Source organism: Tamilnaduibacter salinus (assembly GCF_003096655.1).
GTDB lineage: Bacteria > Pseudomonadota > Gammaproteobacteria > Pseudomonadales > Oleiphilaceae > Tamilnaduibacter > Tamilnaduibacter salinus.
Window position 1 is genome coordinate 178,335 of the sequence record NZ_QEKQ01000009.1, and the last position, 16,022, is coordinate 194,356.

Here is a 16,022-nt window from a genome sequence, read left to right on the forward strand (position 1 = left end):
GCGTTTCTGTGCGGTTGTCGTGGCGAGGAAGGTGCCTCGTTACAGGTCAGAGTGACGTGCGGGAGTGGTCCGATCCCCCGCACTGTGTCCGTCGTCTGCGATGAATTGTTCAGTCCAACCCGAGCTTTTTCAGCTTGTACCGCAGCGCCCGGAAACTGATGCCCAGTTTTCTGGCGGCAGCCGTCCGATTCCATTTGGTGGCTTCAAGGGCCTTCTCGATGGCCTGCCGCTCGACGGTTTCCAGATACTGTTCCAGGTCCAGCTCGCCATCGTCCGGGATGGGTGGTACATGATCGCCCGGTGTGTCGTGCCCAGCGGGCGTCCCGGTGCGGGATTCCAGCGCCTGGCACGGTGCGGGCACGGCAGGCGTATCGCCCATCTGGAGGTCGTCCACATCAATCCGGTCGTCTTCGCACAGTGTGAAAGCGCGTTCCAGGATGTTCTCCAGCTCACGCACATTGCCGGGGAACGTGTGCTGCTGGAGTTTTCGGCCCGCCGCGTCGCTCAGACGGGCCGGTTCGCACTCATAATCACGGGCCAGGCGCTCCAGAATGTGCCGGGCCAGCAGGGCAATGTCGTCCGGTCGCTCCCGTAAGGGCGGAACGGCCAGCTCAATGACATTGATCCGGTAAAACAGATCCTGGCGGAAGCTGCCGATCTGGACCTGTTCGGCCAGGCTGCGATGTGTGGCGCTGAGGATGCGGATGTCGACAGGGATTTCCTTTTCGCCACCAACCGGGCGAACGGACTTTTCCTGAATCGCGCGCAGCAGTTTGACTTGCATGGCGAGTGGCAGGTCTGCGATTTCGTCCAGAAACAGGGTGCCTCCGTCCGCCTGCTGGAACAGGCCGGCCTTGTGGTCCGTCGCGCCTGTAAAGCTGCCCTTGCGATGGCCGAAGAATTCGCTTTCCATCAGTTCCGAGGGTATGGCACCGCAGTTGACGGCCACGAACGGCGCATCCCGTCGAGGGCCCTGCAGGTGGATCATTCGTGCGACCAGTTCCTTGCCACTGCCCGACTCTCCGCTGATGAAGACCGGCGCCTGGCTCCGGGCGACCTTGCGGGTCTGTGCCCTGAGACGGCGAATGCCGTCGGATTCGCCCAAAAGCAGGCTGGGCTCCGAAGTCGGCTCGTTGTCGGGTTCCTCATCCGGCAGTCGCAGGGCGCTTTCGATCAGTTCGCGCAGGCGGGGCAGCTCGACCGGTTTGGAGACAAAATCAAAGGCGCCCGCCTTCAGCGCCTCAATGGCCGTTTCCATGCTCCCGTAGGCGGTGATGACGGCGACCGGCGTCTGGGGGCAGGTCTGCTGAATCCAGGCGACCAGATCAATGCCATTGCCATCGGGCAGGCTCATGTCGGTCAGGCAGAGCTGTGGGGGCGCCTTCGCCAGTATGTCGCGGGCGCTGACGAGGTCCGAGGCGGTCTGGACCGCGATGCCCATCCGGGACAGGGTAATGTCCAGCAGCTCACGAATGTCGGGCTCGTCATCGACGATCAGGGCGGTGGCCTGTTGTGTCGTTCTGGTCATTGTCTTGGTATCCCCGTCAGATCAGGCGGTCCTGATGGGCAAAGGTGATGCGGAAGCAGCACCCGGGGCCGTCCGTCTTTAGCAGCCCAAGATGGGCCTGATTAGCCTCGCACAGCTCCCGGGCCAGATAAAGGCCCAGTCCGGTGCCACCCTGGTCGGTCGTGTAGAACGGCTCGAACAGGTGCTCACACTGTTCATCACTCAGGCCCGGGCCATCGTCCCTCACATCGATATGGCAGCGTTCGCCGTCGTTGGTGATGCCAACGTGAATGGCCAGCGTGGGGTGACCGGTCTCGGCAAGGCTGTAGCGCAGGCCATTATCGCAGAGGTTGATCAGTACCTGCTCCAGCTGGCCCGGATCGAAACGGGCAGGGGGGATGTGGTCGTCCCGGGTCAGGGTGATGTCGGGAGCCGGCCTGCCGGATTGATCGGCGGACGGCTGGTAGTCGGCGATGAAGCGCGTTAGCCATTCGTGGACGTCCATCAATTCGACCTGTGATTCCCGGCGACGGGACAGGTCGAGAATGTTCTCGATAATGCTGTTCACCCGTCCGGAGTGACGCTGAATGATGTCGACCATTCGTCGGTCGCCCTCGTCACAATTGGGGGACTCGGCCAACAGCTGCGCGGCGTGACTGATGGCCCCGAGTGGGTTGCGGATCTGATGGGAGATGCCCGCTGTCAGCCGTCCGAGCGATGCGAGCTTCATCTGCTGGGCCTGCTGAGTGACTTTGCTCAGATCATCGATAAACACCAGGATCAGGTCGTGTTGATCCGGGCCCAGGCGCGTGAAGTTTGCCTGGAGAAGCGGCGACGCTGACCCCATCTGGAATGGCTCGGACCGGGCGTCGGGGTGGGACAGCCATTGTTTCAGCTGGTCCCGGACAGGGCGCGGCAGCCACTGCATCGGGCGGCGCTCCGGGTCGCCGAACAGAAGCTCGTGGGCGGCGGCATTGGCCAGACGGACGTCGCCGTTCGGGGTTGTCGCAATAATCCCCGTCAGCATCCGATGGATGATCTGCTGGTTGATCTGCTCCAGTTCGGCAATGCTGCGCGCGCGTGAGCTGGCCAGCGCCTCGCTGCGGATCAGCCGACGGCTGATGTACTGCAGCAGGAAGGCGGCGGCGAAGTAAAGGATGCCGAGCGAACCTGCGCGGACTAGGTCGTCCGAGCCCGTATTGAAGGTCCAGGCGGACCAGAGGGTCACCCCGAGAGACCCGAGTGCCGCCAGAGCCGCGTAGAACAGGCCCAGACGGCTTGGGGCGAGAATGTTACCGGCGGCGACCGAGACAATCACAAGGTTGGCGAGACCACTGGTAATGCCGGTGCTTGCCGCCACCAGCAGGTGCAGGACCACAATGTCGATCAGGATGGAGAGCGTGATGTGGGACGCTCGCGGCCGATGGCCGGCCAGCATCACCAGGCCCAGCAGCAGGTTCAGGCCCAGGTACCCCAGAACCGTTGCCTGGTAGATCGGCGCCATCCGATAGGTGGCACCGCCGGCATCGAACTCCACCAGCAGCAGACCGGCCAGGATCAGGCTGACGAGAAGGCGATAATGATTATAGATGCGAAACAGGCGTGGGCGTTGGCTGTCGAGTGAATGAGTGGATTGGAAGTGACCGTCGACCGACATGCGACTCCATGGGTAGTTGGGGTCCGTGAATGGGGCGTCAGCCGTTATAATAGTCCAGCCATCATGAACATTCGACGGGAGAAAAGCGGCATGCAGGGTGACAGGCAGGTAATGGGTAGCGATCGGCTTCAGGTGGTGATGGCGCAGATCGACATGTTGGTGGGTGATATCCCCGGTAACGCGGAGAAGGTGCTGACCGCGGCCCACGAGGCCGTGGAGGCCCACGATGCCGATGTGGTGGTGTTCCCGGAATTGTGCCTGACGGGTTATCCACCGGAGGACCTGTTGCTGCGCCCCAGCCTGGATACCCGCATCGAATCAGCGCTGGCGATGCTGGCCGAGCGCGCGCCGGAAGTGACGTTGATCGTCGGGGCGCCGATCCGAGATCAGGGAGGCCTGTTCAATTCGGCGGTCGTGATTGCCGATGGCCGGATTCAGACCCGGTACGACAAACAGAAACTGCCGAATTACCAGGTGTTTGATGAGAAACGCTATTTTGCCGAAGGGGCGTCGCCCTGCATCGTCGAGATTCGAGGCGTTCCGGTGGGGCTGACCGTCTGTGAGGACATCTGGAGCGATGGCCCGGTCGAGCAGGCCGCGGCCGCCGGTGCCCGGCTGGTGTTGAACCTCAATGCCTCGCCGTTCGACATGGCCAAACAGGAGCGCCGTCGCGCGATGCTGGAGCATCGGGCACGCGACAATGGCATCAGTCTCGCCTACGTCAACCTCGTTGGCGGCCAGGATGAGCTGGTTTTCGACGGTGGCTCCATGGTGTTCGACCGTTCCGGTGTCTGTGCGGCAGAGGCGCCGTGTTTTGAAGAGGGGCTGTACCCGGTCACGTTTGTGGTGGAGCATCATTGCCAGCCGGTGACCCAGCCCCTGCCGGAACCCATCAGTATGGAAGCGTCCGTCTACGATGCGCTGGTAACGGGCGTTCGCGATTACGTCAACAAGAATGGCTTCCGGTCTGTGGTGCTGGGGCTGTCCGGCGGCATTGATTCGGCGGTGACGTTGGCCGTGGCCGCTGACGCGCTCGGGCCGGACCGGGTGCATGCGGTCATGATGCCGTTCCGGTATACCGCCGGCATCAGTCTGGAGGATGCCGAAGCCGAGGCCCGCGCTCTGGACGTGCGCTACGATGTGTTTTCCATCGAATCCATGTATGACAGCTTCATGGAGACGTTGGCGGTGCCCTTCGAGGGCACGCAACCGAACACCACCGAGGAGAATCTGCAGGCACGGCTCCGGGGCGTGCTGTTGATGTCCCTGTCCAACAAATTTGGCTCTCTGGTGGTGACCACGGGCAACAAGAGTGAAATGGCGGTCGGTTACTCAACCCTCTACGGCGATATGGCCGGCGGGTTCGATGTGCTCAAGGACGTACCGAAAACCCTCGTCTACCAGCTGGCACGATTCCGAAACACCCGCTCCCCCGTGATCCCGGAGCGTGTCATCACGCGCCCCCCATCCGCCGAACTGGCGCCGGACCAGAAAGACGAGGACAGTCTGCCGGGTTATGACGTGCTTGATGACATCCTCAACAGATACATCGAGCGGGATATGAGCGAAGAGGCCATCGTCGCTGACGGGTTCAAACGGGAGGATGTGGCCCGGGTGATCCGGTTGGTCGACATCAACGAGTACAAGCGCCGCCAGGCCCCGATCGGCCCCCGTATCACCGAACGGGGCTTCGGCAAGGACCGGCGCTACCCGATCACCAACGGCTGGAAGCCGGGGGTGTGAAGAGGTGAGGGCCACGGAAAAACACGGACCAAACGTCGCAAGTCACAAGTTGAAAGTCACAAGAGGGGGTATTCCGTGATCTGATAAAAAGCACTTCTTGCTACTTGTAACTTGCAACTTGTTTTCGCCCGAAGGGCGTTTCCTTGTTTTTCGGTGTTCTTCCGTGGCGAAAAAAATCAATCTTTACGCGTTCTTCCGCGGATTCCGCGGCGAATCCGATTATTCGTCCGGTGTCTCGGCCTCCGCCGGTTCCTGCGACTCATCGCCCATCAGGCCGAACGTGATCACGTTGGTCAGTGAGCGCGTTTCGGTTTCAAGCATGGATGGCTGGTAGCGGCCGTCGTCGCCGAACGCATCGGATTCCGGATAGTTGATGGCCAGCAGTTGCTGCGCATCGCCTTTAGCCTTGTTGAGTTTGAGGAAGTCGTAGGTCTCCACCAGAATCTTCAGGGCCGGTTCCACGGACGGTGTGTTCGGAAAGTTTTCCACCACGTAGCGGGCGCGGTTGTTGGCGGCCACGTAAGCCTGACGCTTGATGTAGTAGCGTGCCGCGTGGATTTCGAGTCTCGCCAGTTTGTTGCGGATGGCGATCATGCGCTGGCGCGCATCAGGCGCATACTCACTGTCCGGGTGGCGAGCCAGAAGCTTCTGGAAATCCCGGTAGGCCTGGCGCTGTTCCCCGGGGTCGCGCTCGGACGGGTCGATCGGGAAGAGATCCGCGGCAATGCTGACGTCCAGGTTGTACGAGGCGACACCGCGAAGATAAAGCGCGTAATCGGCATGGTCGCTTTGCGGGTTCAGTCGCAGGAAGCGATCAGCCGCCGTACGGGCTCCCTCCAGGTCCAGGTTCTGGTAGCGCGCATAGATCAGGTCGAGCTGAGCCTGTTCGGCATAACGCCCGAATGGATAATACGTCTCCAGGTATTCGAGGTTCTGCTCGGCGGTGCTGAAGTTGCCGGCGTCCATGGCGCTGCGCGCCTCTTCGTAGTATTCGGCCTCGGGCTTGACCTCTTCGGGCGTGGAGGCGCAGCCGGTGACCAGCAACGCGATCAACAACAGCTGCAAACAGCGAATGCCTGATTTCATGCCTGAATCCCGTACAATGGTGGTTCGATAAGGAGCTCCATTGTAACGGCGCTGCCGGCGAATGTAATCCAGACCAGAGTGAGACCCTTCCATGAGCCAGGATGACCGGATTACCGGCCGTTTTGACGTCCCTCCCGAGCACAGTGACCGTCGGCTGGATCAGGCCGTGGCGGCCCTGATGCCCGAACACTCCCGGTCCCGTCTTCAGGGCTGGATCAAGTCGGGAGAACTGACGGTCAATGGCGAGCGCCGCAAGCCTCGGGACCGGGTGATCATGGGCGATACCATCGAAGTGAGTGCTGAGCCGGAGGCCCAGGTGAGCTGGGAGCCGGAGGCGATTGATCTGGATATCATCTACGAGGACGAGCACCTGATCGTGATCAACAAACCGGCGGGCCTGGTGGTGCACCCGGCGGCGGGACACCGGGACGGAACGCTGGTGAATGCACTGCTGCATCACGCGCCGGACGTTGAGAACCTGCCCAGAGCCGGTGTTGTTCACCGGCTGGATAAGGAGACCTCCGGCATCATGGTGGTCGCACGCAGCCTGGTGGCGCACACCGCCCTGGTGGATCAGCTCCAGAATCGCACGATGGGGCGGGAGTACGATGCCATCATCAATGGCACACTGACCGGTGGCGGTATGGTGGATGAACCGATCGGTCGGCATCCGACTCAGCGTAAGCGCATGGCGGTGGTCCCGGACGGTAAGCCGGCACTGACCCACTACCGTATTGCCGAACGCTTTCCGGCACACACCCATGTGACGTGTCGGCTCGAAAGCGGACGAACACACCAGATCCGGGTTCACATGGCCCACATCCGCCACCCTTTGCTGGGAGATCCGGTGTATGGCGGCCGGCTCAAGTTGCCGCCCGGCACGACGCCGGAGCTGACCGAGGCGCTGCGGCAATTCCGGCGTCAGGCGCTGCATGCCCGTCGCCTGACACTGCATCATCCCACCCTGGGAGAAGACATGACCTGGGAGGCACCCTGGCCGGACGATATGGTCCGCCTGGTGGAGACCCTGCGCCTGGCCGCCACAGAGCAGGCCTCCGGCGCATGATCCTGCGTCCGGACTGGTCGGTGCCCGATGGGGTCAGGGCGGTGGCATCGACCCGGGAGGGTGGCGTCAGTCTGCCGCCGTTTCAGACGTTGAACCTGGGCGATCATGTCGGTGACGATCCCGCCCACGTTGCCGAGAACCGTCGGCGTTTAGGGGCGTGGCTTGGGGAGGGCGTTGAGCCGGGCTGGATCCGACAGGTACACGGGACCCATGTTGTGGAATTGCCGGTGGGCGAGGGGCAGGAAGCAGACGCCGCCACGGCCACGGAACCCGGCGTGGCCTGCGCGATTCTGACGGCCGATTGCCTGCCAGTGCTTTTCTGTGACCGGGACGGTCAGCGGGTTGCCGCGGCGCATGCCGGCTGGCGGGGGCTCTTGAGCGGCGTTCTGGAAGCCACGGTGTCACGATTTGAGTCGCCTCGCCGGGTGCTGGCCTGGATGGGGCCGGCCATTGGCCCCGGGGCGTTTGAAGTGGGTCCCGAGGTCTACGAGGCGTTTGTCGCCAGTGATGCCGAACACGCCCGCGCTTTTTCCGGGCCCGGCGTCGGGGGGCGACGCATGGCGAATCTTTACGAACTGGCCCGTTATCGGCTGAATCGTTGCGGTGTAAGCTCGGTTGCCGGTGGCGGTCGCTGCACCTTCCGTGACGCTCAGACCTTCTATTCCTACCGTCGCTCTGGACAGACCGGCCGGATGGCGAGCCTGATCTGGATCGAACCGGCATCTTGAACTTCCCCGGACTGCCCCTAAATCTATTAGCAAGAGTGATCAATCCGTGACCGGCCAGAGGGTCGACGTCACGGCATGCAGAAATACAGGGGCTAACATGCGAATCGACAAACTGACGAGTAAGTTGCAGACCGCATTGGCGGATGCGCAGTCCATTGCCGTCGGGCACGACAACAATTTCATCGAGCCGGTCCACCTGATGCAGGCCCTGCTGGATCAGCAGGGTGGGTCTGTCAGGCCGTTGCTTAAACAGGTGGGCGTCGAGCCGACCCGCCTGCGTCAGGCGGTCGCCCGGGAGATCGATAACCTGCCGGAAGTCCAGGATTCGGCCGGCGATGTCGCCATGTCCAATGACATGGGGCGATTGCTCAATATCGCCGACAAGCTGGCTCAGCAGCGCAAGGACCAGTTCATTTCCAGCGAACTGGTATTGCTGGCGGCTCTGGAGGACCGCGGATCTCTGGGGCGGATCCTGCGCGAGCATCAACTGGATAAGAACGCTCTCGAAACCGCCATCGAGCAGGTGCGCGGCGGTGAGAGTGTGGATGACCCGTCCGCGGAGGAAACCCGGCAGGCGCTGGAGAAGTACACCGTGGATCTGACCGAGCGAGCCGAGAGCGGCAAGCTCGACCCGGTTATCGGTCGTGACGACGAAATCCGGCGCACCATTCAGGTGCTCCAGCGGCGGCAGAAAAATAATCCGGTTCTGATTGGCGAGCCCGGAGTGGGTAAGACCGCCATCATCGAGGGGCTGGCCCAACGCATCGTGGACGGGGAGGTCCCGGACGGCCTCCGGGACAAACGCGTCCTGGCACTGGATCTGGGGGCGTTGCTCGCCGGTGCCAAATACCGGGGGGACTTTGAGGAGCGCCTGAAGTCGGTCCTCAAGGAGCTCGGCAAGGAAGAGGGCCGCATCATCCTGTTCATTGATGAGCTGCACACGATGGTGGGAGCCGGTAAGACCGAAGGCTCCATGGATGCGGGGAATATGCTCAAGCCGGCCCTGGCGCGCGGGGAACTGCATTGCGTGGGCGCCACCACGCTGGACGAGTACCGCGAGAATCTTGAGAAGGACGCGGCGCTGGAGCGGCGCTTCCAGAAGGTGCTCGTCAATGAGCCCTCCGATGAAGACACCATCGCTATCCTGCGTGGGTTGAAGGAGCGGTATGAGGTCCACCATGGGGTGGAGGTTACCGATAGTGCCATCATCGCTGCGGCCAAGCTTTCCAGCCGTTATATCACCGACCGGCAGTTGCCGGACAAGGCGATTGACCTGGTGGATGAGGCCGCGAGCCAGATCCGTATCGAGATGGACTCCAAGCCGGAATCGCTGGACCGGCTGGAGCGGCGTCTGATTCAGCTGAAGATCGAGCGTGAGGCGCTCAAGAAGGAGAAAGATGACGCCTCTCGCAAGCGGCTGTCCGAGTTGTCTGAGGTGATTACGGACCTGGAACGCGAATACGCGGATCTGGAAGAGGTTTGGAACACGGAGAAAGCGGCACTCCACGGCACTCAGAAGATCAAGAGCCAGTTGGAGGAAGCCAGAATCGAGCTGGAAAATGCCCGGCGATCCGGTGACCTTGGCCGCATGTCCGAAATCCAGTACGGCAAGATCCCGGATCTGGAACGCCAGCTTGATATGGCCAGCCAGGCCGAAATGATGGAAATGCGCCTCCTGCGCAACCGCGTGACGGAGGATGAAATCGCCGAAGTGGTGTCTAAGTGGACCGGTATCCCAGTCTCCAAGATGCTCGAAGGCGAGAAAGACAAGCTGATGCGCATGGAAGAGGCGCTGCACGAGCGGGTGATCGGTCAGGACGAGGCGGTCGAGGCGGTGTCCAATGCAGTTCGGCGCTCACGGGCCGGTCTGGCCGATCCGCACCGTCCGAACGGGTCCTTCCTGTTCCTCGGCCCGACGGGTGTCGGCAAAACCGAACTGTGCAAATCGCTGGCCCTGTTCCTGTTCGACACGGAAGAGGCGATGGTGCGCATCGATATGTCGGAGTTCATGGAGAAACACTCCGTGGCGCGCCTGATCGGTGCCCCGCCGGGCTATGTCGGCTACGAGGAGGGCGGCTACCTGACAGAGGCGGTTCGTCGCCGCCCCTACTCCGTGCTTCTGTTGGATGAAGTGGAGAAGGCCCATCCGGATGTCTTCAACATTCTGCTGCAGGTGCTGGAAGATGGGCGTTTGACCGATGGCCAGGGCCGGACCGTGGACTTCCGCAATACCGTCATCGTGATGACGTCAAACCTCGGGTCGGACATCATTCAACAGCAGGCGGGCGAGGAGAACTACGAGGCCATGAAAGCGTCGGTCATGGAAGTCGTGGGGACCCATTTCCGACCGGAGTTCATCAACCGGGTCGATGAAGTCGTGGTCTTTCATCCGTTGGCGCAGGATCAGATCCGCGGTATCGCTGATATTCAGCTCAAAGCGCTCAATGCGCGTCTGGCGGAGCAGGAGATGTCTCTGGAACTCAGCGACGACGCGCTTGATCGTCTCGCCGCGGTGGGGTTCGATCCCGTATACGGTGCCCGACCGCTCAAGCGCAGCATCCAGCGGTTGATCGAGAACCCGCTGTCTCAGCGCCTGTTGCAGGGGGATTTTTCAGCGGGGGATGTCATCCGTGCGGATGTGGACAGTGATCGACTGAGTTTCACCGCGGCCTGACACGGCGTAGCAACAAAAAGCCCCGGGTCGTTGACCGGGGCTTTTTTGCCGGGGAAGTACTTACTGCGCGCCGTTGTCGGGGTTGCAGCTGTCCTCCACGACGGCCTGGAACTTGGCCTTGCGCTCCTCGATTTCTTCAGGGGTGAGGTAGCGCTGCTCGCCGTCTTCACCCTGAACTCGTATGCGGCTGTAGGTGTTCAGAGTGTTGAGGTTCTCGCGCGCGATCTCGCAGTTCTTCTGTTGCTGCTTTCGACGCGCTTCTTCAGCACGTGACTGTTTCTGTTGTTCCTGTTCCCGCGCCTTTTCCTCGTTCAGGGCCTCCACCTGCTCGGTCGCGCTGGTGCGGTTGCCTGGCGATTGGCTTGTGCCCGTTTTGACGTCCACGCTTTCCGACTGCTGTCCGGATGGCTGCCGGTCACCAAAGTGGGTGACACCGTCTTCGTCGGTCCATTTATAGACGGATTCCGCCGCCGCGTGTCCCGAGAGCATGAGCAATACGGCGGTCATTGTGAGCAAAATCGGTTTCATGGACTATACAACCTGTTTTCGTGCTGACGCTGTTCGTTATTCTGCCATTGCTGGGCCGCGCTTGCCTCCATTCTAGCCAAAAACTGTGGACTTGCTCATCGATTCCCGGTCTGGCGGTCCGCGGCCGCCGCCCCCGAGCGGCCCTTGCAGCCTTGACAGCGGATATGGCCCTGTCACAATTACTGATTGCCTGAACGTGGGGCTGATACTGCAGGCGACCCCGAGCCGTATCCCCTTGCTTGACCACACTGGAACAAGCTCGCGCCGGAAACCGGTGCGACGGGCTGGTATTGCAGCACGCCAGCCCCTTTGATTGAGCCGGACTCCGGCACCCTCAGGAGTCCGGTGGGCCAAGAGACAACCTCTGCGTCGTCGAGTGTGGCGAATATCCGGCAGGGCTTTCAAAAGAAGCCAGGCCCGGAGATCCAGGCAACCGGTTCGTTGAGGCGGCGGCGTCCGTCCGGCGGCCCGGAACATTCACACGTAACGAGGGTTATCGAAAGTGGAGTTACTGTCTGGCGCAGACATGCTGATCAGGGCCCTGGAGGATGAAGGGGTTGAATACATCTACGGGTATCCGGGCGGCGCCGCCCTGCACATCTACGACGCGCTGTTCCGGCAGGACAGAGTCAAGCATATTCTTGTTCGCCACGAGCAGGCTGCCGCGCACATGGCGGACGGCTACGCACGGGCAGCGGGTAAGCCTGGCACTGTTCTCGTAACGTCCGGTCCGGGCGCGACCAACACCATCACCGGTATCGCGACCGCATCCATGGACTCCATTCCGATGGTCGTCCTTTGCGGGCAGGTGGCATCGCATCTGATCGGTGAAGACGCTTTCCAGGAAACCGATATGATCGGTGTATCCCGACCGCTGGTGAAGCACAATATGACCGTGCGGCACCCGTCTGAGATCCCGGAAATCATCCGCAAGGCGTATTTCATTGCCTCGACCGGGCGTCCCGGCCCGGTGGTCGTGGACATCCCCAAAGACATGACCTCGCCCAACGAGCGCTACGAGTATCACTACCCAAAGAAGGTCAGTCTGCGCTCATACAACCCGGCGATCCGGGGGCATGCGGGGCAGATTCGCAAGGCCGTGGAGATGATGCTGGCGGCCAAGCGGCCGATCATCTATGCCGGTGGCGGTGTCGTTCTGGGTAAGGCCTCGAAAGAGCTCACCGATCTGGCGCACAGGCTCGGTCATCCAGTGACCAACACCATTATGGGGCTTGGCTCGTTCCCGGCGACCGACAAGCAGTCGCTCGGCTGGCTGGGGATGCACGGCAGCTATGAGTCCAATATGGCGATGCACCATTCGGATCTTGTGGTGGCCATCGGGGCTCGGTTCGATGACCGGGTCACCAATGCGACCGACAAATTCTGTCCCGGTGCGCGCATCGTCCACGTGGACATTGACCCCACGTCCATCTCCAAGACCGTCGAGGCCGATGTGCCGATTGTCGGGCCGGTGGACGCGGTGCTTAAGGAAATGATCGCTCTGGTCAAGGAGAGCAAGGAAAAGCCGGACCAAGAAGCGCTGGATGCCTGGTGGAAGCAGATCGACGAATGGCGCGCGTTCCACGGGCTGCGCTACGAGAAAAGCGACAAGTACATCAAGCCGCAGGAAGTCATTGAGGCGTTGTATGAAGTCACCAATGGCGAAGCCTATGTCACGTCGGACGTCGGTCAGCATCAGATGTTCGCGGCCCAGTATTACAAGTTCGATCGGCCGAATCGCTGGATCAACTCGGGTGGCCTGGGCACGATGGGCTTCGGCTTTCCGGCGGCGATGGGTGTCAAGCTCAATTACCCGGAAGACGAAGTGCTGTGCGTGACGGGTGAGGGCAGCATCCAGATGAATATTCAGGAGCTGTCGACCTGTAGTCAGTACAATCTGCCGGTAAAGATCGTGAACCTGAACAACCAGGCGCTGGGCATGGTGAAACAGTGGCAGGACATGAATTACGAGTCCCGCCATTCCCATTCCTACATGGACTCGCTGCCCGATTTCATGGCGTTGGTGGAAGCTTATGGTCATGTTGGCATCCGGATTGATCGCAAGGAGGATCTGGTGCCAAAGCTCAAGGAAGCGTTCGCCATGAAGGACCGGCTGGTGTTCCTCGATATCTATGTGGACCCGTATGAGCACGTCTACCCGATGCAGGTGGCGCGTGGTTCCATGAAGGATATGTGGCTCAGCAAGACGGAGAGGGTGTAGCGAGCATGCGTCGTATCATATCGGTGATGATGGAGAACGAGCCGGGCGCCCTCTCCCGGGTGGTGGGGCTGTTCTCCCAGCGGAACTACAACATCGAAACCCTGACCGTGGCGCCGACGGAAGACGAGACGCTTTCGCGCCTCACGGTGACAACCACTGGGTCGGATAAGGTCATTGAGCAGATCACCAAGCAGCTTAATAAGCTGATTGAGGTGGTCAAGCTGGTTGATCTGACCGAAGGCTCCCACATTGAGCGGGAGCTGATGCTGATCAAGCTCAAGGCGGTAGGCTCCCAGCGGGCCGAGATCAAGCGGACGGTCGATATTTTTCGCGGGCAGATCGTGGATGTGACCAATACGGTCTACACGGTTCAGTTGACAGGCGACAGCGACAAGCTGGATGCGTTCATCAACTCCGTCGGCACGGCTGGTGTGCTTGAGGTGGTGCGCTCCGGCGTGTCCGGTATCGCACGCGGTGAGAAAGTTCTGAGTATCTGATTATCAACAACGTGGCCGACAGGCCATTGGAAACAGGGGAAATCCATGCAGGTTTATTACGATAAAGACTGTGATCTGTCCATTGTTCAGGGCAAGAAGGTCGCCATTGTCGGCTACGGCTCCCAGGGGCATGCACACGCCAACAACCTCAAGGAGTCCGGCGTCGAGGTGATCGTTGCGCTGCGTGAAGGCTCGTCTTCGCGCCAGAAGGCGGAGTCGGCCGGCTTGACCGTCAAGACCGTGGCGGAAGCGTCCAAAGAGGCTGACATCATCATGATGCTGGCGCCGGATGAGTACCAGAAGGCGATCTACGAAGGCGAAATCGCACCGAATGCGAAGGAAGGCTCTGCGCTGGCGTTCGCGCACGGCTTCAACGTTCACTACAACCAGATCGAAGCGCGGAACGATATGGACGTGATCATGATCGCGCCCAAGGCGCCGGGTCACACCGTCCGCACCGAGTTCGAGCGTGGCGGCGGTATTCCCGACCTGATTGCAATCCATCAGGACAAATCCGGTAACGCCAAGAACATTGCGCTGTCCTATGCCAGTGCGATCGGTGGGGGTCGCAGCGGTATCATCGAGACGACGTTCCAGGACGAGACCGAAACCGACCTCTTCGGTGAGCAGACCGTTCTGTGTGGTGGCACCGTTGAGCTTGTAAAAGCGGCGTTCGAAACGCTGACCGATGCCGGTTATGAGCCGGAAATGGCTTACTTTGAGTGTCTGCATGAGCTCAAGCTGATCGTCGACCTCATGTACGAGGGCGGCATCGCGAACATGAACTACTCGATCTCGAACAATGCCGAGTTCGGCGAGTACGTCACCGGCCCGAAGGTGATCAACGACGAGTCCCGCAAAGCGATGCGTGAGGCGCTCCAGAACATTCGCACCGGGCAGTATGCCAAGGCATTCATCCAGGAGGGCGACACCAACTATCCGTCACTGACGGCTCAGCGCCGCATCACGGCTGAGCATCCGATCGAAAAGGTGGGAGAGAAGCTTCGTGGCATGATGCCCTGGATCTCTGCCAATAAGATCGTCGACAAGGAAAAGAACTGAGTCGATGATCGGGACTGCTCCAGAGTAGTGGTTCCCTTCCTTCTTCGCGGAACAAAAAACGCGGCCTTCGGGCCGCGTTTTTTGGTGGCTTCGCCTGTATGGCATATCAGCTACAATGACAGTCTCCTGAGAAGTGAATGAGTGCACCATGACTGACGGCAAGCAACAGGATGACCACGCCCTTCACTGCGACGATGATGGCGAGGTGATCGAAGAGGAAATGGTTGAGGGGGCGCGGGTCCGGAGAAAAGGGATCTATCTGTTGCCCAACCTGCTGACGACAGCGTCGCTCTTTTCCGGTTTCTACGCCATGGTCTCGGCGGCGAACGGTTTTTTTGAGAATGCGGCGATTGCCATCTTTGTGTCCATGCTTCTCGATGGTCTGGATGGTCGAGTCGCAAGGATGACCAACACCCAGAGCAAGTTCGGTGAAGAGTACGACAGTCTCGCGGACATGGTCGCATTTGGTGTAGCGCCGGGGTTGGTGGCGTTCTTCTGGTCCCTCAACAGCCTTGGAAAGGTAGGCTGGGCGGTGACCTTTATCTTCGTGGCCGGGGCGGCACTGAGGCTGGCCCGCTTCAACACCCAGATTGGGTCGGTCGACAAGAAGTTCTTCGTCGGGCTGCCAAGCCCCTCGGCGGCTGCGGCGGTTGCCGGACTGGTGTGGTGTTTTCACGGGATGGAGACAGAGGCGCTGTGGCTGAAGGCGCTGACGATTATTGTGGTGGCCGGCACCGGTGTGCTGATGGTTAGCAATATCTTCTATAAGAGCTTCAAGGATCTCGATCTCAAAGGGCGGGTGCCGTTTGCGGCGATTCTGGTGGTGGTGCTGGCATTTGTGATCATCGCTCAGGACCCGGGGACCGTCCTGTTTGTCGGGTTTCTGGTTTATGGGCTGTCTGGCCCGGTCCGGGCATTGTTTCGCCGGATTCGTCGCAAGCCGACGCCGGACCCCGGGGCGTCCTGAACGCCCCTTTGGGGCGCTGTTTTGGTGACGTTTTGATCGCTCTGTTTCGGAAAACCGAAACGCTCCGAAAAAAGGCTTTACAGCCAGTCTGAGGGCTGTAGAATGCGCAGCACTTCAACGGGGCAGGCAACAAGTTGCTTGGCCCGGTCAGCTGGAACCGACAAAATTAATTGTCGATAAGCGGTTGACAGCAAAGAGATTTGGCGTATCATGCGCGGTCTCTTAAGGGCGAAAGCCCAGCTCTTTAAAAAGCAGACTGAGTAATTCGTGTGGGCGCTGGTTCGGT

13 protein-coding genes are annotated in these 16,022 nt (G+C 60.7%); 8 read left to right on the plus strand and 5 right to left on the minus strand.

Features of this window, described 5'->3' with window-relative positions; all coding sequences use genetic code 11:
- Nucleotides 1-109 precede the first annotated feature (109 nt).
- Together C8D92_RS13995 and C8D92_RS14000 are read right to left on the minus strand one after the other, a co-directional pair.
- Nucleotides 110-1,528 carry a sigma-54-dependent transcriptional regulator gene (locus C8D92_RS13995; RefSeq protein WP_116919716.1) on the minus strand — a complete coding sequence of 473 codons (1,419 nt, stop codon included), beginning with the start codon at nt 1,526-1,528 and terminating at the stop codon, nt 110-112.
- Nucleotides 1,529-1,544: 16 nt separating this feature from the next.
- Nucleotides 1,545-3,164, minus strand: coding sequence for a sensor histidine kinase (locus C8D92_RS14000; protein ID WP_116919717.1), 1,620 nt, complete (start codon nt 3,162-3,164; stop codon nt 1,545-1,547).
- Between the two features lie 90 nt (nt 3,165-3,254).
- On the opposite strand from C8D92_RS14000, the gene C8D92_RS14005 reads away from it, so the two are divergent.
- A complete protein-coding gene (locus C8D92_RS14005; protein ID WP_116919718.1) occupies nt 3,255-4,907 on the plus strand; it encodes an NAD+ synthase in 1,653 nt (550 codons plus the stop codon).
- A gap of 219 nt (nt 4,908-5,126) precedes the next feature.
- On the opposite strand, the gene C8D92_RS14010 is transcribed toward C8D92_RS14005, so the two are convergent.
- Complete coding sequence (locus C8D92_RS14010; RefSeq protein ID WP_095611773.1) at nt 5,127-5,993, minus strand: outer membrane protein assembly factor BamD; 867 nt, start codon at nt 5,991-5,993, stop codon at nt 5,127-5,129.
- Between the two features lie 91 nt (nt 5,994-6,084).
- On the opposite strand from C8D92_RS14010, the gene rluD reads away from it, so the two are divergent.
- The 3 genes from rluD to clpB all read left to right on the plus strand — a co-directional run bounded on the left by rluD (nt 6,085) and on the right by clpB (nt 10,461).
- Entirely contained in the window at nt 6,085-7,059 is a 975-nt protein-coding gene (rluD, locus tag C8D92_RS14015; RefSeq protein ID WP_116919719.1) for a 23S rRNA pseudouridine(1911/1915/1917) synthase RluD, read from the plus strand.
- The gene (gene pgeF, locus C8D92_RS14020; RefSeq protein ID WP_116919720.1) at nt 7,056-7,787 is read left to right on the plus strand and encodes a peptidoglycan editing factor PgeF; all 732 of its coding nucleotides are present in this window, start codon (nt 7,056-7,058) and stop codon (nt 7,785-7,787) included. The genes rluD and pgeF overlap by 4 nt, the downstream gene beginning before the upstream one ends.
- Nucleotides 7,788-7,884: 97 nt before the next feature.
- Entirely contained in the window at nt 7,885-10,461 is a 2,577-nt protein-coding gene (gene clpB / locus C8D92_RS14025) for an ATP-dependent chaperone ClpB (protein WP_095611776.1), read from the plus strand.
- A gap of 60 nt (nt 10,462-10,521) precedes the next feature.
- On the opposite strand, the gene C8D92_RS14030 is transcribed toward clpB, so the two are convergent.
- Entirely contained in the window at nt 10,522-10,989 is a 468-nt protein-coding gene (locus C8D92_RS14030) for a DUF4124 domain-containing protein (protein WP_116919721.1), read from the minus strand.
- A 502-nt stretch (nt 10,990-11,491) separates the two neighbouring features.
- On the opposite strand from C8D92_RS14030, the gene C8D92_RS14035 reads away from it, so the two are divergent.
- From C8D92_RS14035 to pssA, 4 genes are all read left to right on the plus strand, one after another.
- Complete coding sequence (locus C8D92_RS14035) at nt 11,492-13,210, plus strand: acetolactate synthase 3 large subunit (protein ID WP_095611778.1); 1,719 nt, start codon at nt 11,492-11,494, stop codon at nt 13,208-13,210.
- Between the two features lie 5 nt (nt 13,211-13,215).
- On the plus strand, nt 13,216-13,707 hold the full coding sequence (ilvN, locus tag C8D92_RS14040; protein ID WP_095611779.1) for an acetolactate synthase small subunit: 492 nt from the start codon (nt 13,216-13,218) through the stop codon (nt 13,705-13,707).
- A 45-nt stretch (nt 13,708-13,752) separates the two neighbouring features.
- Nucleotides 13,753-14,769: a ketol-acid reductoisomerase gene (ilvC, locus tag C8D92_RS14045; protein ID WP_095611780.1), complete on the plus strand. Its 1,017-nt coding sequence runs from the start codon at nt 13,753-13,755 to the stop codon at nt 14,767-14,769.
- Nucleotides 14,770-14,917: 148 nt separating this feature from the next.
- Entirely contained in the window at nt 14,918-15,736 is an 819-nt protein-coding gene (gene pssA, locus C8D92_RS14050) for a CDP-diacylglycerol--serine O-phosphatidyltransferase (RefSeq protein ID WP_095611781.1), read from the plus strand.
- Nucleotides 15,737-15,813: 77 nt separating this feature from the next.
- On the opposite strand, the gene C8D92_RS15790 is transcribed toward pssA, so the two are convergent.
- A partial coding sequence (locus C8D92_RS15790) for a hypothetical protein (RefSeq protein WP_207775187.1) occupies nt 15,814-16,022 on the minus strand: 209 nt, incomplete at its 5' end.